The sequence below is a fragment of the Acinetobacter sp. TSRC1-2 genome (genome assembly GCF_049895885.1).
GTDB lineage: Bacteria > Pseudomonadota > Gammaproteobacteria > Pseudomonadales > Moraxellaceae > Acinetobacter.
The window spans coordinates 1-23,340 of record NZ_JAFCTF010000009.1; the positions used below are offsets into that span (position 1 = coordinate 1).

Genomic DNA, 23,340 nt, shown 5'->3' on the forward strand with positions numbered 1-23,340 from the left:
CATGGCTAACCTCTCCAAGGGAGTAAATGTTTATTTAATAAGGCTATACTAAGATAAATGAATGAATAGATAAAACAATTCATTTTAATATTTATAATCGGATAAATAGATTGATTGTTCGTTTACATGAGTTTGCATTCGACGTTAAAGATGAGGGTTTAACGTGAATATTCAAGTAGTTAATCTTAATTTTTATGGAAATAATTAAATTTAAGTCATGGTCAGGAAAATTTTTGATTATGATAAGGATGATTCTTTAATAGGTAAGAATGAATGAATCTTAAATCCGGAATTTATCAACATTATAAAGGCAATTTATATCAGGTGTTTCATGTGGCAACACATAGTGAAACGCGTGAAAAGCTTGTGGTTTATCAATGCTTATATGGTGATTATTCCATGTGGGTACGTCCTTTAGAGATGTTTCAGGAAACGGTCACTCTGGCTGATGGTCAAGTGCTCCCTCGATTTAAATTGATTCAAGAAACTGCATAGATATAGATTTCTGGTATGGATCGGTTAGACTCAGAATAACCGCTAAAGATAGGGACATCGGATATGAGCATGAGTTTGACATTCCAGCAACGGATGCAAGAGTTGTATCAAAGCTTTATCAAATTTGATGCCTTACAACATGACCGTATTCAGCGTTATAGAAATATTGAGCCTGATTCTGCATTATTTTTAGCGATGCAAATTCGTATCCAGCAATCGAAATCAATTCTAGAAATCGGGACATCTACAGGCTATTCAACTTTGTGGCTTGCCAATGCAGCGCAAACCACTCAAGGTCATGTGACCACACTAGAAATTGATCCTTCACGAACCGCTCAAGCACAACAATATGCGCAAGAGTTGACACTGGATGAATTTATTGATTTTTGGGTAGGAGATGCTCAGGAGTTTTTAGAAAACGGTAGCAATCATTATGATTTTATATTGTTAGATGCTGAGCGCGATGCTTATGTCGATTATTGGGCTTATCTGCAAAATATGATTCATCCGCAAGGAGGGGTTTTGATTGTCGATAATGTTATTTCCCATGCCGCAGAAGTGAAAAGTTTCATTGAGCTGGTCAAGGACGATGGGCGTTTTATCACCATGACATTATCTATAGGTGCGGGTTTGTTTATGATTTGCTATAAATAAAATATTACGCGAATCTGAATCGAGTTTAATCAATAAATCAGGGAAATGACCCTGATTTATCTATTTGATTTAGATTAAATAATTGAAATACGGGTAAAGTGTACGTCGTATTCTAAATATTTTTGTACAAAAGCGGTTTTATCAGTACAGCGCAGTAAATTATTATAAATAAATTCCGGGACAGGGTGATAAAGCTCTCCAGATCCATTGCTATAAAAAATTTTTAAATAGCGTGAAGATGCATTGTATTTGTAAGAAGTGACAACAAGCATTGTTCCCATAAGCGCCCCTCATTTTGTAGGGATATAAAGCAGTAAGCCACTGACTGCATACTTTGAAACTATGATAAAAAGGTCAGGGCATGTATAGCAGAATTGTAATATTTCTAATCAATGAATGCTGTTATATTAGTACTCGTCACGCTCTGAATTTATTGTGATGCAATTTTGATTGAGCTGAAGAGTTAAATATCTCAAGTTTTACATAGTCCATAAAAAAACCACGCTAAAAAGCGTGGTTTTTTTGAATCAGTTCAATCTAATACAAATTAGATTTTACCCACTAGGTCGATTGAAGGAGCTAAAGTAGCATCGCCTTCTTTCCATTTAGCTGGGCAAACTTCGCCTGGGTGAGCATGAACGTATTGAGCTGCTTTAACTTTACGAAGAAGTTCTGAAGCATCACGGCCAACACCACCAGCGTTGATTTCAACGATCTGGATTTTACCTTCTGGATCGATAACGAAAGTACCACGGTCAGCAAGACCGTCAGCTTCGATTAATACGTCGAAGTTTTTAGCAAGAGTCCAGTTCGCATCACCCACCATTACGTATTGGATTTTTTTGATTTCTTCTGAAGAATCATGCCAAGCTTTGTGAGTGAAGTGAGTGTCAGTAGAAACTGAATAGATTTCAACGCCTAATTTTTGGAATTCAGCGTAGTTGTCTGCAAGGTCACCAAGTTCAGTTGGGCAAACAAAAGTGAAGTCAGCTGGGTAGAAGAATACTACAGACCATTTGCCTTTAAGATCAGCTTCAGTTACTTCGATAAATTGACCATTTTGGAATGCAGTTGCTTTAAATGGTTTAACTTCTGTATTAATTAAGCTCATCATTGTCTCCATGATTGAGGTTTGTATTTGATATCCAAAAGAATAGCGAATTTTTTGTTATTGCTGAAACAGTATTTTTACATAATTGAAATCGGAAAAACCGAATTAACTAAGTTAAGGGCTACTATTCCACCAAATCTGAATCTTTCATCTACATAAAAAAGATGACTAAATGACAAAACATTAGTTTTTCAGCTTGCCTAAGAACATGAAGGTTCAAGGGTTAAAATTCAAGGGTAAATTTTTTTTAATTAAGTTTCTTTTCTAGAATGAATTATTGGTACGCTAAGTCTTCATCATAAAATGAAGTATTTGAGTATCATTAAAGAATATAAACAGTCGATTTAGTTTAACTAGTGATCTATTTTCCATGGTTTTGTATATTCTTTACATCAAAGGTAATGAATAAACATTTGCTTGTCTTTCTCTCGAGAGCGTTACAGCGTAAAATATTCAGTTCAATTTTTTGTTTTGGGATAGATTATCTGTGTTAAGTCATTTAAATGTAGATCAATGGGTCATGGCACGTGACCGTCATCGTTTAAATCGACTACGCAAAGGTAAAGATGCTAGTGAGGCACAATATCAAGAATTATTAGAAAAATCTAATCACAAAGTACGTGAGCGTCTGTCACGCGTCCCGAATATCAAGCTGAACCAAGACCTTCCTGTTACTCAATATAAAGACAAGCTGATTGCAGCGATTCAACAGTATCAAGTGATTATTGTGGCTGGTGAAACCGGTTCCGGTAAAACCACGCAGTTACCGCAAATTGCCATGCTGGCCGGGCGTGGTTTAACCGGTATGATTGGTCATACCCAGCCACGTCGACTGGCTGCGCGTAGCGTATCGCAACGTATTGCTGAAGAGGTCGGTGAAAAACTGGGTGAATCAATCGGATTTAAAATTCGTTTTAATGAACAGGGTTCGCAAGATTCCATTGTCCGTTTAATGACCGACGGTATTTTGCTGGCTGAATTATCCAATGACCGATTCCTCACCAAATACGACACGATTATTATTGATGAAGCGCATGAACGTTCACTCAATATCGACTTTATTATGGGCTATCTCAAACAGCTTTTGCCTAAGCGTCGTGATCTAAAAGTCATCATTACTTCAGCAACCTTAGATGTAAACCGTTTTAGCAGTTACTTTTTCGATGCTCCGGTTTTTGAAGTCGAAGGGCGCAGCTTCCCTGTAGAGCTTCGTTATCGTCCTATTTCAGAAATGACGATTGGTGGTAGTGATGACGATGAGTTTGATGACTTTGAAGAAAACCTGCCGCGTGCAGTGGTTCAGGCGGTCAACGAGTGTTTTCAGGATGCTCAGGACAAAGGCCATCCCGAACATGCCGACATTCTGATTTTCGCCAGTACTGAACAGGAAATTCGCGAACTGCAAGAAACCCTGCAAAAGCATGGTCCACGGCATACCGAAATTTTGCCCTTATATGCGCGTTTGGCTTTGGCTGAACAGCAAAGGATTTTTAATCCGGGTGGCAGTGGGCGACGCATTATCATAGCCACCAACGTGGCCGAAACCGCTTTAACCGTACCGAACATTCGCTATGTGATTGACAGCGGTTTTGCGCGTATTTCACGGTACAGTTATCGTTCACGGGTACAGCGCTTACCAATTGAAGCCGTGTCGCAAGCCGCAGCCAATCAGCGTAAAGGGCGTTGTGGTCGTATTGCGCCGGGTGTCTGTATTCGCCTGTATTCTGAAGAAGATTTTCTCAGCCGTCCTGAGTTTACCGAACCGGAAATTAAGCGTACCAATTTAACCTCGGTGATTTTGCAGATGCAAAGTCTGAATCTGGGCGAGTTGGAGAGTTTCGATTTTATCGAGCCGCCAGATCATCGCTTGGTCAATGATGGTCGTAAGCTGCTGATTGAGCTGGGGGCGATGAATGAGAAGGGAAGTGCTCTTCAGTCATCGGATACAAAAGGTGATAAATCATCCTCAAGCAAAAGTGCAGCTCAAAGCAATGGCTTAACCAAAATTGGTCAGCAAATGGCGAAGATGCCGATTGACCCGCGTTTGGCTCGTATGATTTTGGGCGGTGCGCATTTTGGTGTGCTGAATGAAGTGCTGATTATTGTGGCTGCGCTGGCAGTACAAGACCCGCGTGAACGTCCGGCAGATAAACAGACCCAAGCCGACCAGAAACATGCCTTATTCAAAGAAGGTGATTCTGACTTTTTGTTCTACATCAAGTTATGGGAAACCTTGCAAAATAATCGTGCGTCGATGAACGAAAATAAACGTCGTAATTTTGCACGCCAGCACTTTTTAAGCTGGTTGCGTTTGCGTGAATGGAAAAAAACCCATGAACAATTGACGGAATTGGCGCAAGGGTTAAAGCTTTCCTTTAATGATAAAAAAGCCAGTTATGAAAACCTGCATCGTGCTTTACTGACCGGTTTGCTTTCGTTTATTGCCAACAAGACCGATGAACGTAATGTATTCATGGCAGTACGCCAACAAAAAGCCCGCATTTTCCCGGCTTCGACTTTGCATAAGACTAATACGCCGTGGGTCATGGCCTTTGAGATGGTAGAAACCTCTCAGGTGTATTTGCGTACGCTCGCCAAAATTGAACCTGAATGGATTCTACTTGCAGCGCGTGATTTGCTGAAACATCACTATTTTGAGCCACATTGGTCGAAGAAAGCCGGTATCGTTAATTGTTATGACCAGATTTCATTGTTTGGTTTAATTATTGAACCGAAACGTTTGATGGATTATGAAAAAGTTGACCAGCCTGCGGCTCATGAAATTTTCCTGCGTGATGCTTTAACTACCGGTCATTTGGGTATTACACCGCCATTCTTAAAGCACAACTTGCTTAAGCTTGAAGAAGTGGAGCGGGTTGAAGATAAGCTGCGTCGACGTGATCTGGTGGTCGATGAAGAAACCATTTATCAGTTTTACGCATCAAAAGTTCCTGAAGAGGTCGCCAGTCGTCGAACATTTGAAGACTGGCGTGCCACAGTGGAACCGCAAAATCCGCGTTATTTATTCGTCGATGATGATGCGTTGTGGATGAATGACCGTCCCACCACGCAGCAATTCCCGGACTATCTACACAATGGTTCTTTACGTTTAGCTGCCAGTTACCGTTTTGACCCAAGTCATGATGAAGATGGCGCAACGGTTAAAATTCCGGTGCAAGCCTTGCCGCAGGTTGATGAAAATGTCTGGTCATGGGGCATACCGGGCTGGCGTCAGAATTTGATTGAAGCATTATTAAAATCACTGCCTAAAGATAAGCGTCGTAACCTGGTTCCGATTCCGGATACTGCGCGTAAGCTGATGAGCGGGATAGATGCGGTACATTTACGTGAGCACATCTTCAATTATTTAGCTTTTCAGTTACGTGGCGAACAAATCACTGCAAAAGATTTCTCGTTTGATCGGGTTGATCAGTACTTATTGCCGTTCATTAAAGTCATTGATGAAAAAGGTCGGGTAATTGAAAAAGGCCGTGATCTGGCTGAACTTAAAGCACGTTGTCGTACCGAAACGCATAGTCCTGTGAAACAGCTCAAGGGTGAGTTTAAAACCCTCCCTAACAATTTTACTTTTGAAGCATCGCAAAAAGTGACCGGGGTGATTGTTAAGCAATATCAAGCCTTGGTTCCGACCAAAGCATTTGCAGAGCTGGATGCAAAAGATGAATCTGGTGTGGTCATTCAAACCTTTAATGATCAGGCTGAAGCGATTCGCCAGCATCGGGAAGGGGTGATTCGCCTGGTTTATATGCAGTTGGGTGATTTGGTTCGTCAACTGAAAAAACAGATTTCAAAACCACTGGCTTTGGCATATTCACCATTGGGTGACAAAGCTCAATTAGAACAAATGTTGGTTTATGCCACACTTCAGATGACAATAAATGAGCTTCCTGTCAATACTGAAGAGTTTCAAAACTTGATTTTAAATGTAAAAAAATCTTTCCTAACGAATGGACAAGAGGCATTATTAGTACTGAGTGATATTTATATCCAGTGGCAGGATATTCGTCGGAAATTGTTGGTTTTAGACGATTCTCTTTTTGGGAAAAATATCGATGACATTGAAGATCAGCTTGATTTAATGAATCTTTCCAACTGTGTGTATGTGAAATCTGCGGACATCTGGCAGGAATTTCCCCGTTATTTGAAGGCGTTAGTTTTGCGTTTGGAGCGCTTGCCCAATAACTTACAAAGGGACAATTCTGCCATCGATCAAGTTGATCCATGGATGGAAAGATTATTTAAGTTTAAAAATGATGCTCGCCTGAAAGAACTGTACTTCATGATTGAAGAATTTCGCATTTCTTTGTTCTCCCAGCCAATGAAAACAAAGATGCCGATTTCTCCAACCCGATTGCAAAAAGTATGGAATCAATTAGGCATCAGTTAACATAGCGGGATATTAGCAGGAGTTTTACATGGGCATTCGTATTACAGGTACTGGCCTTTATCACCCAGAAGAAGCTATTAGTAATGAAGAATTGGTTGCAAGTTTAAATGCTTATGTGGAACAGTTTAACCACGACAATGCTGAAAAAATCGCAGCGGGTGAAATTGAAGAGCGTCGCGGTTCAAATGCAGAATTCATTGAAAAAGCATCGGGTGTTAAAAGTCGTTATGTTGCTGAAAAGTCAGGTGTGCTAGATCCAAAACGTCTATATCCACGTTTACGTGAACGCAGTAATGATGAATTTTCCATTCAGGCGGAATGGGGCGTTACAGCAGCTAAACAGGCGATGGAAAATGCCGGTGTTACAGCCGAAGATATCGATGTTGTGATTCTTTCATGTTCTAACATCCAACGTGCTTATCCTGCTGTAGCCATTGAAATTCAAACGGCTTTAGGTATTGAAGGCTATGCCTATGACATGAATGTCGCCTGTTCTGCTGCGACATTTGGACTAAAACAGGCAGCTGATGCCATTAAATGTGGCGCACGCCGTGTACTGCTGGTGAATGTAGAAATTACTTCCGGTCATACTGATTTTCGTTCACGTGACTGCCACTTCATTTTTGGTGATGTCGCAACAGCCTCTATTATTGAAGAAACCACAACTAAAACTGGTTTTGAAATTCTAGATACGTATTTATTCACCCAATTTTCAAACAACATTCGCAACAACTTTGGTTACTTGAACCGTAGTGAAGATGCAGTTGTAGATGACAAACTGTTTCAGCAAGACGGTCGTAAAGTCTTTAAAGAGGTTTGTCCACTGGTTGCGAAAATCATTACCGAGCAACTTGAGAAAAACCAGATTGCACCGACCAATGTGAAGCGTTTCTGGTTACACCAAGCCAATGCCAGCATGAATGATCTGATCTTGAAATACGTGGTGGGTAAAGATGCTGACCGTGCACTTGTGCCTATTATTCTTGATGAATTTGCCAATACCTCTTCTGCTGGTGTGATTATTGCGTTACACCGTACTGCGCATGAAGTAAATAACGGCGAATACGGTGTACTTTGCTCATTTGGTGCAGGTTATTCTGTCGGTTCGATTCTTGTACAAAAACATGTTGTTGCATAAGGAATAATCTATTGCAGGTTGAGCATGATGCAAAATGGATCAAACGTTTAAGTGCGTTATCCAAACTGTATTTCAGACCGACCTTTTTAGGTGCTGAACATATTGATGCATCCAAACCTGCAATGTATGTCGGTAATCACACCCTGTATGGAATATTTGATTCACCGATACTGATTGATTACCTCTATAACCAACATAAAGTGGCTGTGGTCAGTATTGCTGATCATGGCCATTTTTATCTGCCGGGTTGGCGCACCCTGTTTAAAAAATTTGGTGCGGTCGATGGGAATAAAGAATATATCCGTGCCGTGATGCAACAGGGGTATTCAATTCTGGTCTTTCCCGGCGGAGGGCGAGAAGTCCTAAAAAGAAAAGGTGAGGCTTATCAGCTGATCTGGAAACAGCGTTATGGGTTCTTAAAACTGGCGCAAGAGTTTAACTACGACATTGTTCCATTTGCAGCATTAGGTGGCGATGAAGTCTTTGAACTCGGTTTTGATGCCAATCTGATTATTGAAAGTCAATGGTTTCAAAAGCTTTTGAAAGTACCTCAACTGGATAAATTACTCCGGCATGGCGATGTGATTCCGTCCTTGCCTAAAAATATTATCCCGAAACGATTACCTTTTTATTTTCAATTTATGCCGCGACAAAATTTAATGCATATTAAAGATACTGAACAATTGAAAGATTTTCGCGATCAGATTCAGCAACAAATTTATGCCGGATTAGAGCAGTTAAAACAACAACGTGAAGTTGAGAAAGTTTGAGCAGGTTTAGGTAATATCTTATTTCTAGAGTTTTTATAATTAATTATCAAATCATTAAGCTCGAATGATTGATCGAGTAGGTTTGATTAAACTCTTAAGTCAGCATAGAGAGTAGCTTTGCTATATTATTAGATGCATCTCAGGATGGTTGTTTAATTTGAGGCGAGTATGAAACAGGATCGTTTAGTACCGCAGTATCCATTGATTGCGAAACAGTTACTTAGAATTTCTAAAAGTCTAAATGAAATTTTTCAAGATCAGCTCAATATTGTCGGTGATCTGAATGCGCAAAATATGTTTCGTATTGATCAAGAGCGGCATGTTGTACAAATAGCCAATGGTTTATTTCAACTCGAATTTCATGCACCAGCCTCAGATCTGAAAAGCATCTTGCAGTGTGATTTTACTTATTTGGGGCAAAAAGCGGAATTAGTTGAAGAATTTATACTGCATGATCTGTATTTTTTAACTGGTGATTTAAAGCCACAACATTCATTATTTTTACGTCAAAAAGCCCAGCAATTACGACAATTATTACTTGACCAGATTTATTCATGGGTTAATGGAGCTGAACGGGTCAATGCTTATCTAAGATGTCTGTGTATAGAGGAAGCTGAAATTATTGATCAGCTGATGATAGATATAGAGATTTATCACTCGAAAGTTTTGACCGATTATGTACTGAACAAAACGGCTTTGCCTGAAACTGTTGTGCACATGTTGCAACAGATTTGCTCGATTCAAGTGGTGTGTGGAGATCAGTTTTTACCGCTCCAACCCTTAATGGAATGTCTGGATGAATTCTGTTTTAGTGCGCAGCAGTTTTTACCTGCTGCCATGTATCGCATTATGGCACTGTCATTTGAAGAGCGTTTTAATTTAAATGAGTTAATGGAACATCAAGATGATATTCAGTTGCTATATCGTCATGCAGAAGAAAAATCACAGTTACTAGGCTTTGTGCGGTTAATGCGCCGTGAACTTTGGCAACGTGATGATTTATTGTCAAAGCATAATTTTCTTTATGCGAGCTCTACAGTTTGGCAGAAGAAAGTCGCAAAACAGCCAATATTTGATTATCCTCGTGCGGTGAACTGGCTGTTTAAACAATCGGGTGAGGTGGTGGATTGGCTCAGTCACCATATTCAACACAGCAGTGTCAGAGTTGCAGTGACGGCTTTAAGTTTTGTGGATACCAGTCAGGTTCATCCCCAAGTCATTTTAGCCACCTTGCAGTATTTTCAGCATTCTTCAGCGCTCATGTTCATTTATAGCTGTCACTATTTTGCGATGCAAGAAGCTTGGTTTGATCATGAAAACAATCTTAATGTGGTGTTAAAGGGGCAACCGCAAGCCTTGGATGATCATCGTATTGCCATCAGTCCTTCTATTCTGTACCTGGATGAATGGATGGAACTTATGCGGAATGTTGTGAGAGGCAATGAGCAAATCGTAAAAAAGGTCTATTTGCGTTTAAGTCGGGTGATGCAAGCCTATATGTTGTATCTACAGAAAATAACCTACGCTTTACCTGAAGATTTAATGTTTTATATCCGCCCTGAAACCCATCAAAATCGTGATTTTTATATAGTATTACAACGCTATAAAATGCAGCCGGATAAGTTCCGGCAAGTCTTTTATTTACGTGAGCGACATGTAAGAGTGTCAGTTTTTGATTCCTATGTACGGGATTATTTGGTCGATTATTTTACCGACAATAAAATGGTGCTCAAAAGTACCACCTGGATGGGGCTTTTTTATCAAGCGATTGATTGGCATGATCACATCCAGAAACAGGAAATTATTAATCAGTTAAAGAAAAATTATGCAGCCGTGCTATGGCAACCTTTGACGCCTGAAAAAAAGATTCAGTTTTCAGGCTGGAATTTTGAGGAGTTGGCAGATTTAGACCGAATTATTGAAGAATCAAAATGGTGTCATCACTGCCTAGCTGTCAGCTATGCACAGCGAATTATTGACGGGGAATATGTGGCTTTTCATATGGCATCTGAAACAGGTATGCACCATTTGACTTTAGGCTGTCATTTACAGGCTGGGCAATTGGTCTATGACCAGTTGGAGTATTCACATAATCGAAAAGCTGAATATTTTTTTGTGAATGTCGCTTTACAATTTATCTCCTGGTTAAATGCACAGTTAACATCGTTTAAGTGACAGTTACTGTCGTTAAACTTTTTTCTGTGCTTAACTTTTAGGGAAAAAATCGTTAGGCTATAGCCGTTAATTTACGGTTATAGGTCTTATGAAACAAGAAACTGCACTCAAGCTTTTAAAAGCCGGCGAAAATGTCTTTTTAACAGGTTCGGCTGGTGCAGGGAAAACCTATACTCTCAATCAGTACATCAATTATCTGAAAGCCCGTAAAGTACCGGTGGCCATTACCGCATCGACCGGGATTGCGGCAACCCATATGAATGGCATGACTATTCATACCTGGGCCGGGATTGGCATCAAGGATTTTTTATCTGATGCCGACCTGAAAAACATGAAAGAACGCAAATACTTAAAAGAGCATTTAGAAAATGCCCAAGTGCTGATTATTGATGAAATATCCATGTTGCATGCCAAGCAGCTGAATCTGGTCAATCAGGTTCTCAAATATTTTAAAGAAAGTGATGAAGCCTTTGGGGGCATTCAGGTCATTGTCGCAGGTGATTTCTTCCAGTTACCGCCCGTTGGTAAAAATGACGAACGTAACCGTGATAAATTCTGCTTTATGTCTGATGCGTGGGTTGAAGCGAAATTCCGGGTCTGTTATTTAACGGAGCAACATCGTCAAGGTAATGATTACTTAAATGACATCTTGAATGCGATTCGTAGTCAAAGTATTACTGCTGACCATTTAAAAGCTTTAGAACAAACCCGCCAGCAAGATATTGGTGAAACCTTCACTCGCTTGTATACCCATAATATGGATGTGGATGTGATTAATTTTAAGCATCTGAATGCCATTGAAGCGGATGAGCGACAGTTTGAAGCCGTGTGTGATGGTAATGACAAACTGATTGAAACTTTAAAGTCATCCGTGCGTGCGCCTGAAAATCTCACCTTAAAGAAAAATGCCAAAGTGATGTTTGTAAAGAACAACTTTGATATGGGCTATATCAACGGCAGTTTGGGCGAAGTGATTGGTTTCGAAGAAGATGATGATCATGGCATTTTACCTAAAGTTAAGCTCACTGATGGCACGGTATTGATTGTTGCGCCTGAAACATGGTCGGTGGATAACGATGCCGGTAAAACCATTGCCAGTTTTCAGCAAATTCCACTGCGTTTGGCGTGGGCGATTACCATTCATAAATCTCAGGGCATGACCTTGGAAGCGGCTGAAATCAATCTGGCTCATACCTTTGAGAAAGGTCAGGGCTATGTCGCAATATCGCGTCTAAAAGCCTTAAGTGGCTTAAAATTGCTCGGAATTAATGAGCAGGCTCTGGAGCTGGATAGTTTAGCGATTAAAGCTGATCGACGTTTTCAGGAATTATCCAATGAAGCAGAAAATCACTTTGAGTCGATTGATTTAGCGCCGCAACATAAAGCCTTTATTCGTCATTGCGGCGGTACCTTGAATGAAACTGAAATTCAGCGTAATGAAAAGAAAATAGCAAAAAGTGGTGGCAAAACCAATTATGCTACTGCCACTCTGGATGAAACGCGTGAACTTTTTGTTGAAGGTTATGAAATTCAGGATATTGCGGTTGAGCGTGGTTTAACCCCTGCAACCATCATTAATCATTTGGCTAAATTGCATAAAGAGCAGGGCCTGGATATTTCTGTTGCACATCCGGGTGAAGAAGTGGTTGAACAAGTGCGTAAAATTTATAAACGCTTAATGAAGCGTCAAAGTCCTGAACATTTTAGTGAAGATGGGGTAATTAAACTTCGTCCCATCGTGGAAGCGACTACACCTCGTATGGGTTATGATCAGGTACGCTTGGCATTACTTTTTGTTGAATAAGTTTCAATGCTTCGATCAAAAAAGGACATCATTCGATGTCCTTTTTATTTAAATGAGTGCTGCTAGATGAATGTTTATGACTTGATAAAAGTTTAAGATGTGGGTTCAGCGGTCATCATGCCCATACCTGCAATCCATTCCTGAATCGGCTCGTAATAATGCACCTCGGAATCATATTCACCACTTGCAGAAAGTGCAGCAAAAGCAGCAATCCAGGCACGGATTTCCTGACCGCCACGTCCGCCATCGCGACGAATTTCTTCATTGCTCATATTGGCTAAATAATCAAAATCTGCATTTTTAAAGCGCTGCAATAAGTCTTTATCCCATTCCGGGTTCAGTGGAAGCGCGGCTGATAAGTCACCATTGGCTAGGCGTTGTCCGACTGCAATGACTTTGGATTGGCGATGCTCACGTGCTTCTGCTGTCGGGTTGCGGCCCGCAATTAAGAATTCCTGAACTTCCGGGGGGGCAGTGCTAATTTGAGGGGTCGGTGGATCATGTGATAAACCACCGGAGCCAATAATTAAAACACGCTCATCTAAGGTTTTAAGATATTCACCTATTACTTTACCCAGTTCGATTACACGTTTTGTCCTTGGCATCGGTGCAGCAGCGCCATTAATAAATACCGGAATGACCGGATAGCGATCGAGCTGACCTTCACAGAGTAAATCTAGCGGTTGGGTAAACCCATGATCGGCTTGCATACGATATGAATAGGAAACATCAACATCATGTTCTAAACAGTGTTCAATTAAACCTAAGGCTTTATCTTCTGGGACATTTAATGGGGCAGGTCCATAATTCCAGTCACCTGCAGCAGTTGCACGTACACCGACACAGAAACTTGGCATCAGGTCATAAAAAAAGCCATTAAAATGGTCTGGACCAAAGACCACAATTAACGTGGGATCGTAGGCTTTAACTTGTTCTGCCAGTTTTTGAAATGTTTGACGTGCAGCTGCTTCTATATCTGCAGGAGGAGATGCAAAATCCAGTAAAGGTGTGTGCGAGACACAAATGAGTTTTATCGGCATTGTTTTCGCTCAAATCTGCATTAATCAATGATTTGAGCTTAAATATAAACGTATAGCTAAATACAATATTTATCTTTGATCGAATCATAGTAAAAATATTCATATTAAATACAGAAAATTGAATTATTTATTTTAGAGTATTGAAATACAATATTTTATTTTAGTAGGGATGGGGGTTAAAGAGAAAGCATTGACAATTTCATCCTAAGTTTAGTTTTAATTCTTGCATAGCTAAGACCAAAGTTCTAAAGATGTGTAGATTCCTAAAAACAGTATGAGCAAAATTATTTAACATTAAATTTAAGGCATTATAAAAGTAATACTTTGAGTTGAAAAAAGAATTTGCTATGTTGTTTCTGAATAAGAACAATTTGAATAGGTCTTAAAATAGAAAACAGGATGATTTTTTATATTATTCGAGACAATTAAAACAATAAAAAGGAAGAATTTATGAAACAGTATCAGAGAGCCGCTTTAGCCTTAGTGGTCGCCAAGCTGGAATTTGGCAACACTAAATCCAATATTTATGATTATAACGAAAGCTCATATCCTCAAATTAGCGGAAATGTTAATGCACATGAAGCTAAACTTTTTGATTATCAGAGATCGGTAATTTTTGAGGGACGACATACCGGCCGAGAGTTTAATTTATATGATTATGGTCATAGTGAATTTATCAGTTTAAAAAAGAAAGGGATAAAAAAGTACGAGGGTTATCATTACGGAAATTCAAGTTATTTCGAGATTACGATTTCCGGTTCTACCATAAATTTTTATGACTGTAGTACTGCACAATATTATCGCTTTTCTTAATAGATAATTCATGTTATCTCCTATAAAAATAATCCCTAAAAAAGGGCTATCTTTGCTGTGAAATAGTTACCTACAATCAATTAAGTAGCTTCAGTCAGCTCTTCATGAACTTCTTTCGCCTTTTATGCATACAGCCATGCTGTTTTTGTTTCAGTCCACTTAAGTGTTTTTAAACCACAAGTCCGGATTACCTATAAGCGTTCAGCAGGGATGATTTATAAAGCTCCATTAATCACTAAGCATGTTGTCGAACTGTGAATATCAGATATACCGGACTAATCGCATTTGGATAACCCTGTTCATGGAATACTTTAAGAAGCTGTAGACCAGAACGTGAAGTTTCAATGGTGATTATATCTGCATCCAGGGCCGTGATTTAGGGCGAGCAATCTTTAAAATCTGAATAACACACGTTTTTGCTTGGGCTAAAAATTCGACTGGAGTAGATTTGCCTTTCTAATCGCTTTTCTCAGTAAAATTAATTTCACGTTTTGCCCCAACACCTGGATAGTAAAGAATATCAGAAGCAATAGTCATGATGTTTTTACTACAAGAGATATTCTTTTCGTTGAAAACATCATCGAATAAAACTTAACATGAAATAAACTAATTAATTTTATGGTATATTGAATTATATTCATTATTGTTTTTTAAAGATTTATCTGAGTGTTTGTCTTTAAGCAAAATGATTTTCTATAAGATTTCCGTACATGTAGCAAAGCTACCTATCTTGCACTCGGATAAGTTTCACTTTTTATATTCTTCATATTTTCAATATAATTGAAAATTTTATGAAGGTCTTTTTTATAGGTTTGTCTGATCCTCGCCAATTGAAGCATAGTTTCTTGTCTTGCGCTTAGGCAAAACTTACTTTCTTTACTGTCCTCCGCATTTCCAGCATAGCTGTAAGTCTTGCGCAAGGGCAGAACGATGTTTTGCTGGACTCTTGCTCATGTTAGAAATTCGTCATTTAAAAACTTTAACTGCCTTGCGTGAGCATGGTTCATTGGTGGCTGCAGCCAATGATTTGTGTTTAACGCCGTCAGCAATTTCTCATCAACTTAAAGAACTGGATCATTGGTATGGGATAGAGGTGGTGAATCGCCGTAGTCGCCCAGTGACTTTTTCCAATGTGGGGCAGCGTTTACTGAAATTGGCTGATGATGTATTGCCACAAATTCAGATTACTCAAACTGACATTACTCGTATTGTGCATGGTCAGACCGGGCGTATTATTTTCTCATCTGAATGTCATAGTTGTTTTGACTGGTTAATGCCTTTACTTAATCAGTATCGTCATTTATATCCAGATGTAGACCTGGATTTTGCTTCAGGTTTTGAAGCCAATCCGCATGAACTTTTACAAAATGCAGAATTTGATATGTTGATTACAGCAGATCCGATTGCGCTAAAAGGCATCGAATATTTCCCGATTTTTGAATACGAATCGCGTTTGGTTTTATCCAATACTCATCCATTGGTACGTGCAGAACGTATCACGGTGCGAGAATTGGCAGATGAAACCCTGATTACGTATCCTGTCGATAAGCACCGTTTAGATATCATGGCGAAACTGTTTATTCCTGCAAATATTCAACCGAAGCAAATAAGAACCACTGATTTAACTCAGATGTTAATTCAATTGGTGGCCAGTGGTCGTGGTATTGCGGCACTTCCAGATTGGGTCGTGAATGAATATGAGCAAAAGGGCTGGGTGACTTCACGCCGTTTAGATTGCGTGTCTTCTACAGGTTTGCGTCGTACTTTGTATGCGGGCTATAGAACAGAAGAGAAAGAGAAAAGTTATTTTGAAGGTTTCTTAAAGCAATTGGCTAAATTTTCTCAAAAACGGAATCAGTATTATTCTGCTTAAATGCAATTAGAAATTCAGTTAAAAATTTGAAATGATAAAGGGGTAGATGAATTTGAACATAAATTCATCTATGCTGGAATTTGATTAATGGTAAACCATCACCTGATATAAAAACTAAAGCGCAAACCAATACACCTAATATGGCTATACAGTTTGCTGAAAAGTTCCTAATATTCATGAATATTTCTCCCTCTCATTTTCTGTATTTTTTTGAGTTTCTTCATGTCTAAAGCCAAACAACCTTCACCATAGCAATTGATGTCCGTTATTCAGACACAAACTGCTATTAGCTTGAGCTGGACATTAATGCCGTTATGACATTGGTAGCGGACAAGCGCAAATGATTACCCATGCTACAGGCGCGGTGGTCGAATTGGCTGAAGATGGTGATATGGTATACAGAGCCGTGTCGGGTGAGGCATCCCACTTTTTAGGCTTACGCTTAAAAACGGCCAATAGTTTGTCTGGTTTATGTATTACACAGAACGCAACTTTATATTGCCAAAAGAGTGAAAACAATAAACGCGTTGATCGAGAAGCTTGCCGTCGAGTCGGACTACGCTCTATGGCTGTGGTGCCATTTGATCCATTGTGGTGAAGCTATTGGTGTGCTGAAAATCTATTCAGAGCATGTAGAGGCCTTTAAGCCAAGCGATTTACAGATATTAAGTCTGATGTCAGAGTTAATCGCTGCGGCAATACATCATGTCGCCAAGTTTGGTGCGCAAGAGCTTTACAAGTTGGCAACTCAAGATCAATTAACCGGTTTGGCCAACCGGGTCTTATTTCTCGATTGTCTACCTCAAGGTGTGGAAAAAGCAAAAACAGGGTGCGGGGTATTCTGATGATTGATATGGATGGCTTAAAGCCAATCAATGATGAGTTTGGACATCGTTTTGGTGATGCAGCACTGAAAGAGATTGCTCACGTATTTTGGGTAACACTCGGCATGATGATCTATTGGCGCGATTAGGGGGTGATAAATTTGCTGTTATTTTAACTTCAATTGCCAATCAGCAGTTGGCTACATCAGCCATGAATCGTGTTGCTGAAGCCTCTGGTTTACCTTTTGTTTTTGAAAATATTAAGTTAAGCATTGGCGCAAGCATCGGTTTAGCTGTATACCCGGATGATGCACAAGGCCTAGAACAGCTATTAGAATATGCTGATTTTAAAATGTATAAAAATAAAAGAGAAAAAAGGCAAATTAATCTTAATGCTTGATGATATTTGAAAATTTTTGATCAATATTGATTAAGCTTTAAGCTTTAGTGAGCCAAGAGACTCACTTTTTTAAGAATGACCAATAAACAGGGTCAATATACCAGCGGCAATTAAAGGCCCGACAGGAACACCGCGCAATACAGCAACGCCTGCAACCGTACCAATCAGTAAACCCGCAACTACATCGGGTTGATTGCTCATCAGCTTAACCCCGCGTCCACCTAGCCAAGCCACTAAAACACCAATCGCAATGGCCAATAATGATTTCCAGCTCATAAAGGATTTTAAAATCGCCTCTCCGGGAATTTTTCCACTAGCAATAGGCGTTAAAACACCAATGGTTAAAATAATGATGCCAATATTTAAACCGTGCTGTTGCAAATAAGGAAAAAATTCACTCAGCGGGGTAATGCGAAAAACAATCAAAACACCGGCAGCAATCGTGACTGCAGTATTATGACTAAAGATACCGCAAACCAATAAAACCAGAAGGACGATCAGATTTAAATCTAAATTGGACATTACTTTCAGGGAGATTGGAAAAAATAAGCTCTATTGTATCGGGTTTTGCACTTAGATTTGCTTTAAAGGCTAGGAACAATAAAATTAGTCTGTAATTCAGTATAGAATGCGCTTTTTATGATAGTTAAAAGGCTAGGTTTATGTTTTTGGAAAAGATGTTGCAATCGCAAGGTTTCGGTTCGCGTAAACATTGCCAGCAGCTCATTAAAAATGGAGCGATTGCCATCCAAGGTGAAGTCATCACCAATGCAAAACATAAACTGGATTTAAAGAATTTGAGTTTTTCCGTATATGGCGAAAGCTTTGATTATCGTGAAAAAGTCTATATAGCTTTAAATAAACCTCAAGATTACGAATGTTCACATCAAGCCACTCATCATTTTAGTGTGTTTGATCTCTTTGATGATGTGTTGATAAACCGTGGTTTACAATGTGTGGGGCGTTTAGATCAAGATACCAGCGGACTTTTATTACTCACGGATGATGGGCAATTTTTACAAGCATTAACCCATCCAAAGAAACATGTGGCTAAAGTCTATCAAATGCAAACTGCCGATCCTGTGACAGAGCAACAGATTCAGCAATTACAGCAGGGCGTAGAATTACGCAACGAATCAGGTATTTTTGCAGCAACAGAGGTGATTCAACTTGCAGAGAATGAATTACAGTTGACCATTCATCAAGGAGTTTATCATCAGGTGAAACGGATGCTGGCAGCGGTGGGAAATAAAGTTGAACGATTGCATCGTCAGCAGATTGGTGCTTTGGCACTTCCTGAATTAGAACAAGGGAAGTGGATTTATTTAACTCAGCAGCAAGTAGAGCTAGCCAAGACACGAATGGCTATTTAAGGAAGCAATGATAAGTTTGAAATTCATCGTCTTTTACAAAACCCATTTTTTCATATAGTTGATGTGATTGGTAATTGGTTTTTTGCGTTTCTAAGCTAAGGCGTAGTGCATTTTCATGGCGTGCAAATAAAATGGCTGTATCAATCAGTTGTTTTGCTGAACCTTGACGTCGAAAGGTTGGGGTGACATACACATCATCTAAAATATAATAGATAGAACATGCTACTGAAGAAAAACCTAAATAAAGTAAAACGAAACCTGTAAAGACATCGTCTTTGATATGAATGAAAATCACACTTTCCTGATTTTCAAAGCGCTGTTTTAAGAATTGATAAGATAAGTTTAGGTTGGAAGAAGCACCATAAAATTGGCGATACTCATCGAATAAAACTGAAAGTGGATGTAAATCTTCTAGAGTTGCACGTCTTACGATCATTCTATACCCCATGCTTTTATTGCTTTGCATGAAGCATAACTAATTTTTTATAATCGTTTTTTTAAAATTTGTTTGTAAATGCAACACTGTTAAGTTTTGTCACTTTCACCCAAAATGGCATTCAGTTCTTCAAACAGGTCTAAATGATCATCATCTAAAATAATTTCTTCGTCAGCATCAATAGTTTGTTCAGCTCCACCCTCTAAATTGTTTTGTTGTTGCTTTAATTTACGGATTTTATACAGCTGTTCAAGGTTAATATTTTGATTTTCAATAGAAAATGGGATTGATTTGGTTATAACGACTTGTTTGAAGAATAGTCGAACCGCTTGTGCTGGCGTAATCCCCAATTGTTTAAACACTGCAAATGCCTGTTTTTTCTCTTGGGAGTCAAGTCTTATTTGATAAACTTCTGTTTTTCTCATGATTTTTGAATACATCTAATTACTTAACTTTTCAGCATTTATTTTAATCAAATCTAATGTAATTTCAATATTCATACACTATATTTACGAAAATAATTTGTAATGACAAGAATATTACAATGTCAATTCAAAGTTGGATGAAAATTCCATCTCTTGAGTCGTGATTGGGTCATTGAAGCGAATATGTTTGGCTAAAAGCTGGAGTGGGGTTGAAAAATCATTCTCCCTTTTGTGCTGTACCACAGGATAAAAGGGATCATTTTTTATCGCAATGCCCAAACTGCTTAAGTGAACACGTAATTGATGTTGCTTACCGGTGATCGGTTTAAGTTCATATTTCGCCCACGCAGAATCATGTTCGATTAAATCAATTTCCGTTTCGCTATTTATTGCTCCTTCAACCACTTGCATGGTGTAAAAGGGCTCACCTTTTTCCATTCGATAACGAGTATAACAGGGCAATGTTAAATCGGCATGAAAAGGCGCAATCGCATGATAGGTTTTTTTAACTTGACGTTGTGCAAATATGTCTTGATAGATTGCTCGAGTAGACACTTGTTTAGAGAATAAAACTACACCAGCAGTTTCACGGTCGAGCCGATGAATAGGGGTTAAAAATTCATTTCCCGTTTGTTTTTTTAACCGCACTAACAGGGTTTCTTGAACATATTGACCGGTTGGACTGATTGTTAAAAAATGGGGTTTATCAATGACCAGAAAATGTTCATTTTCAAATAAAATTTCATGTTCAAAAGGGACATGGATTTCATGCGCTAAAAAACGGTAATAAAATACGTGGCTATTTTCAATATATTCAGAGCTCAGCTTTAATATTCGGCCTAAGGCATCATAAATTAATCCGTCGGTAAAACGTTGCTGCCATTCAGATACATCAATATGTGCAAACTGCTGACATAAATATTGATAGACAGTTGTCGGTGCAGGCTTCATTTTAGGGAGGAATACTTTGCTTGCGCTTACGCCATCAATCATGGGCGGAATAAATTCAGTGCTGGTCATGTGATTTGTCTTGGATCAATCTGTCGTTAATCAAAATGAATGATATTTACAAAGGAAATGTAGGAAAAGTTACACATTTGCAAGTGCGAGCATGGGCAATAAAGCAGTGCGATGCTATCATAATTGGTCTTTGGAATCATGTCGTGAGTAATATGCAGTATTCATTTAATTTGACTTTAAACAATGAAGACGATACCCAAAATCTAGCACAGGTTTTGGCACAGCATTTTAGTACGGGTGTGGTTTATTTAATTGGTGATTTAGGCGCGGGGAAAACCACCCTGACACGTTATTTCTTGCAAAGTTTAGGGCATCAAAGTGCGGTAAAAAGCCCAACCTATACCTTGGTTGAACCTTATCATATTAATGGTAAAGACATTTTTCATTTCGATTTATACCGCTTAAATGATCCTTATGAACTTGAGTTAATGGGTATTCGCGATTATCTGGAAACACCGAATGCACTATTTTTATTTGAATGGCCTTCAAAAGGTGGCGATGAAATTCCGCCAGCTGACCTCATTATTAATATTGAAAAATCTGAAGATGAGCTGACGCGTACAGCAAGTTTAAGTTTTTCATCTACAGAACTAAAACAAGCATTAGAGAGTCATTTTAACAATGCGTAATGATTTAAGTGAACGTCGTATTCATACCCTTAATCCTGCACTGGCGAACCAAATTGCTGCCGGTGAGGTGATTGAGCGTCCAGCATCGGTGGTAAAAGAATTATTAGAAAATTCAATTGATGCGGGTGCGACTGAACTTATTATTCGTGTTGAACAAGGTGGCAGTACCTTAATTGAAATCATCGACAATGGTCATGGGGTTCATCCTGATGATTTAGCCTTGGCAGTCATGCGTCATGCCACCAGTAAAATTCAAACTGCGGATGATTTACAAGCGATTGTCAGTTTGGGTTTCCGCGGTGAAGCACTGGCCTCTATTGCCGCCGTTTCCCGTTTAACCCTGACCAGCAGCCAAAATGATGAAGGTATTGGTTATCAGGTCGAAGTAAACGGTACCGCTTTTGATCATCAGGAAATTCAGGCGGTAGCGACTCAAAAAGGCACCCATATTCGGATACAGGATCTGTTTTTTAATGTGCCTGCACGGCGTAAGTTTTTAAAAAAGCAGGGCACTGAATTTGGGCATATTGAAGAAATTGTTCGTCGTTTGGCCTTAACCCATTTTGATATACGTTTTGTTTTAGAGCATAACAATACTATTCGTTTGAACTTGCCGGTGGCTGACAGTGGTGAACTCCGTTTTCAGCGTGTTCAGCAATTATTGGGGCGTCAATTTACTGAAAATGCCTATTGGATGGATGCAGATAGCATCAGCATGCGTCTATCTGGTTGGCTCGGTCATCCCTCTGATGCGCGCTCACAAGCGGATTTGCAATATGTCTATGTGAATGGTCGTATTGTGAAAGATAAAACCATTTCACATGCCTTGCGTATGGCTTATGACGGGATTTTGCATGGTCATCAACATGCGGCATATTTATTGTTTTTAGAAATTGATCCTGAAAATATTGATGTCAATGTGCATCCAACCAAACATGAAATTCGTTTTTTAAATCAACGTGAAGTGCATGAATTTGTGCGTCATTTTGCCAAAGAAATCCTGTCTCAGTTTCAAACGGCAAGTGCGGACTTAGCACAGGCCATGAAAATGCAAGATGAAGCTACTCAGAATCCTCAAACGCAACATCCGCGTTATCAGGAACAGTTTCAATTGCATCGTACTGTGAAGACTCTACAACCTGCCATGGCAGTTGAGTCATCTACTGAATTATTAACTGATTTTAATGCCAGCACTCCACAAACTGTTCAATATTCATCTCAGTCTTCACAAAGTCGCTATACGGGATCACAGCAACTCAATAATGCCTTGCAAAGCTATTTAGCGCCATTACGTGAATCAACATCATCAACTGCCAATGCAGCGTTGAATCAATTTGAACAAAGTGCTGAAGTTCATGTCGATGAGCATCCACTTGGTATTGCGATTGCACAATTGCATGGGATTTATATCCTCGCGCAGAACACTGAAGGCTTAATTATTGTAGATATGCATGCGGCGCATGAGCGGATTGTATTGCAACAAATGAAAGCCGCTTGGGACAAACCAGAATTCTGGACTTCCCAGCAATTACTGATTCCCAAAATCATTCCTATTAGTCGTATGCAAGCCATGCGGGTGGATGATTTGAAAGATCAGCTTGCGCGTTTAGGTCTGGAAATTGACCAATATGGTGATGAACAGGTAATTGTACGTGGAGTGCCTGCCATTTTACATAAGGCCGATTTCGAATCTTTAGTGCCTGAATTGCTAAATGATTTAGATCCAAGTGATGAAGCCCAAGGCTTGCTGCAAAAGCGTGATCAAATTTTGGCGGGAATGGCATGTCATGGCGCAGTTCGTGCGCATCGTATCTTGAGTCTTTCTGAAATGAATGCTTTGCTGCGTCAAATGGAACAAACCGAATTTGCTAGTCAGTGTAATCATGGCCGTCCAACCTGGCGTGCATTTCCACTTTCACAATTAGATAAAATTTTTGCTCGAGGAGAGTAGT

General features: G+C 39.4%; 20 protein-coding genes and 1 pseudogene. 13 read left to right on the forward strand and 8 right to left on the reverse strand.

The genetic code is table 11. From position 1 onward, the window contains the following. Window positions 1-273 precede the first annotated feature (273 nt). Window positions 274-495 carry a DUF1653 domain-containing protein gene (locus ACP69Y_RS10395; RefSeq protein ID WP_425918328.1) on the forward strand — a complete coding sequence of 74 codons (222 nt, stop codon included), beginning with the start codon at window positions 274-276 and terminating at the stop codon, window positions 493-495. A 63-nt stretch (window positions 496-558) separates the two neighbouring features. Further along, complete coding sequence (locus ACP69Y_RS10400) at window positions 559-1,149, forward strand: O-methyltransferase (RefSeq protein WP_425918329.1); 591 nt, start codon at window positions 559-561, stop codon at window positions 1,147-1,149. A 74-nt stretch (window positions 1,150-1,223) separates the two neighbouring features. On the opposite strand, the gene ACP69Y_RS10405 is transcribed toward ACP69Y_RS10400, so the two are convergent. Beyond that, the gene (locus ACP69Y_RS10405; protein ID WP_425918330.1) at window positions 1,224-1,430 is read right to left on the reverse strand and encodes a KTSC domain-containing protein; all 207 of its coding nucleotides are present in this window, start codon (window positions 1,428-1,430) and stop codon (window positions 1,224-1,226) included. Between the two features lie 266 nt (window positions 1,431-1,696). Then, a complete protein-coding gene (gene ahpC, locus ACP69Y_RS10410; RefSeq protein WP_131215921.1) occupies window positions 1,697-2,260 on the reverse strand; it encodes an alkyl hydroperoxide reductase subunit C in 564 nt (187 codons plus the stop codon). Window positions 2,261-2,780: 520 nt separating this feature from the next. On the opposite strand from ahpC, the gene hrpA reads away from it, so the two are divergent. The 5 genes from hrpA (at window position 2,781) to ACP69Y_RS10435 (ending at window position 12,555) form a co-directional block, all read left to right on the forward strand. Then, the gene (hrpA, locus tag ACP69Y_RS10415) at window positions 2,781-6,668 is read left to right on the forward strand and encodes an ATP-dependent RNA helicase HrpA (protein ID WP_425918449.1); all 3,888 of its coding nucleotides are present in this window, start codon (window positions 2,781-2,783) and stop codon (window positions 6,666-6,668) included. Between the two features lie 28 nt (window positions 6,669-6,696). Then, window positions 6,697-7,806, forward strand: a complete 1,110-nt coding sequence (locus ACP69Y_RS10420) for a beta-ketoacyl-ACP synthase III (protein WP_425918331.1) — start codon at window positions 6,697-6,699, stop codon at window positions 7,804-7,806. Window positions 7,807-7,817: 11 nt separating this feature from the next. After that, window positions 7,818-8,576: a lysophospholipid acyltransferase family protein gene (locus ACP69Y_RS10425; RefSeq protein ID WP_425918332.1), complete on the forward strand. Its 759-nt coding sequence runs from the start codon at window positions 7,818-7,820 to the stop codon at window positions 8,574-8,576. Between the two features lie 168 nt (window positions 8,577-8,744). Continuing rightward, window positions 8,745-10,751, forward strand: a complete 2,007-nt coding sequence (locus tag ACP69Y_RS10430) for a hypothetical protein (protein ID WP_425918333.1) — start codon at window positions 8,745-8,747, stop codon at window positions 10,749-10,751. An 88-nt stretch (window positions 10,752-10,839) separates the two neighbouring features. Continuing rightward, window positions 10,840-12,555: an AAA family ATPase gene (locus ACP69Y_RS10435; RefSeq protein ID WP_425918334.1), complete on the forward strand. Its 1,716-nt coding sequence runs from the start codon at window positions 10,840-10,842 to the stop codon at window positions 12,553-12,555. Window positions 12,556-12,647: 92 nt separating this feature from the next. On the opposite strand, the gene ACP69Y_RS10440 is transcribed toward ACP69Y_RS10435, so the two are convergent. Beyond that, on the reverse strand, window positions 12,648-13,595 hold the full coding sequence (locus ACP69Y_RS10440) for a 3-carboxyethylcatechol 2,3-dioxygenase (RefSeq protein ID WP_425918335.1): 948 nt from the start codon (window positions 13,593-13,595) through the stop codon (window positions 12,648-12,650). 450 nt (window positions 13,596-14,045) lie between these two features. On the opposite strand from ACP69Y_RS10440, the gene ACP69Y_RS10445 reads away from it, so the two are divergent. Then, complete coding sequence (locus tag ACP69Y_RS10445) at window positions 14,046-14,408, forward strand: hypothetical protein (RefSeq protein ID WP_425918336.1); 363 nt, start codon at window positions 14,046-14,048, stop codon at window positions 14,406-14,408. A gap of 235 nt (window positions 14,409-14,643) precedes the next feature. Here the strand turns inward: ACP69Y_RS10445 and ACP69Y_RS10450 are convergent, their stop codons facing one another. Further along, window positions 14,644-14,784, reverse strand: a complete 141-nt coding sequence (locus ACP69Y_RS10450; protein ID WP_425918450.1) for a hypothetical protein — start codon at window positions 14,782-14,784, stop codon at window positions 14,644-14,646. A 576-nt stretch (window positions 14,785-15,360) separates the two neighbouring features. Here ACP69Y_RS10450 and ACP69Y_RS10455 point away from each other — a divergent pair. Both ACP69Y_RS10455 and ACP69Y_RS10460 read left to right on the forward strand, forming a co-directional pair. Beyond that, on the forward strand, window positions 15,361-16,281 hold the full coding sequence (locus ACP69Y_RS10455) for a LysR family transcriptional regulator (protein WP_425918337.1): 921 nt from the start codon (window positions 15,361-15,363) through the stop codon (window positions 16,279-16,281). A 258-nt stretch (window positions 16,282-16,539) separates the two neighbouring features. Continuing rightward, window positions 16,540-17,505, forward strand: a pseudogene (locus ACP69Y_RS10460) (sensor domain-containing diguanylate cyclase). Between the two features lie 69 nt (window positions 17,506-17,574). Here the strand turns inward: ACP69Y_RS10460 and ACP69Y_RS10465 are convergent. Beyond that, entirely contained in the window at window positions 17,575-18,027 is a 453-nt protein-coding gene (locus ACP69Y_RS10465) for a DUF441 domain-containing protein (protein ID WP_425918338.1), read from the reverse strand. Between the two features lie 140 nt (window positions 18,028-18,167). On the opposite strand from ACP69Y_RS10465, the gene ACP69Y_RS10470 reads away from it, so the two are divergent. Next, complete coding sequence (locus ACP69Y_RS10470; RefSeq protein WP_425918339.1) at window positions 18,168-18,878, forward strand: pseudouridine synthase; 711 nt, start codon at window positions 18,168-18,170, stop codon at window positions 18,876-18,878. Here the strand turns inward: ACP69Y_RS10470 and ACP69Y_RS10475 are convergent. The 3 genes from ACP69Y_RS10475 to ACP69Y_RS10485 all read right to left on the reverse strand — a co-directional run bounded on the left by ACP69Y_RS10475 (window position 18,871) and on the right by ACP69Y_RS10485 (window position 20,759). Then, the gene (locus tag ACP69Y_RS10475) at window positions 18,871-19,314 is read right to left on the reverse strand and encodes a GNAT family N-acetyltransferase (RefSeq protein WP_425918340.1); all 444 of its coding nucleotides are present in this window, start codon (window positions 19,312-19,314) and stop codon (window positions 18,871-18,873) included. The two genes, ACP69Y_RS10470 and ACP69Y_RS10475, sit on opposite strands and share 8 nt — an antisense overlap. An 89-nt stretch (window positions 19,315-19,403) precedes the next feature. Next, the gene (locus tag ACP69Y_RS10480; protein ID WP_425918341.1) at window positions 19,404-19,739 is read right to left on the reverse strand and encodes a type II toxin-antitoxin system RelB/DinJ family antitoxin; all 336 of its coding nucleotides are present in this window, start codon (window positions 19,737-19,739) and stop codon (window positions 19,404-19,406) included. Between the two features lie 114 nt (window positions 19,740-19,853). Next, window positions 19,854-20,759, reverse strand: coding sequence for a pseudouridine synthase (locus ACP69Y_RS10485; protein WP_425918342.1), 906 nt, complete (start codon window positions 20,757-20,759; stop codon window positions 19,854-19,856). Between the two features lie 152 nt (window positions 20,760-20,911). Here ACP69Y_RS10485 and tsaE point away from each other — a divergent pair, with 152 nt between their 5' ends. Both tsaE and mutL read left to right on the forward strand, forming a co-directional pair. Continuing rightward, entirely contained in the window at window positions 20,912-21,388 is a 477-nt protein-coding gene (tsaE, locus tag ACP69Y_RS10490; RefSeq protein ID WP_425918451.1) for a tRNA (adenosine(37)-N6)-threonylcarbamoyltransferase complex ATPase subunit type 1 TsaE, read from the forward strand. Then, window positions 21,381-23,339 (forward strand): DNA mismatch repair endonuclease MutL, encoded by a 1,959-nt coding sequence (mutL, locus tag ACP69Y_RS10495; protein ID WP_425918343.1) that lies wholly within the window; start codon window positions 21,381-21,383, stop codon window positions 23,337-23,339. Before tsaE ends, mutL begins: the two co-directional genes overlap by 8 nt. Window position 23,340: the final 1 nt, after the last annotated feature.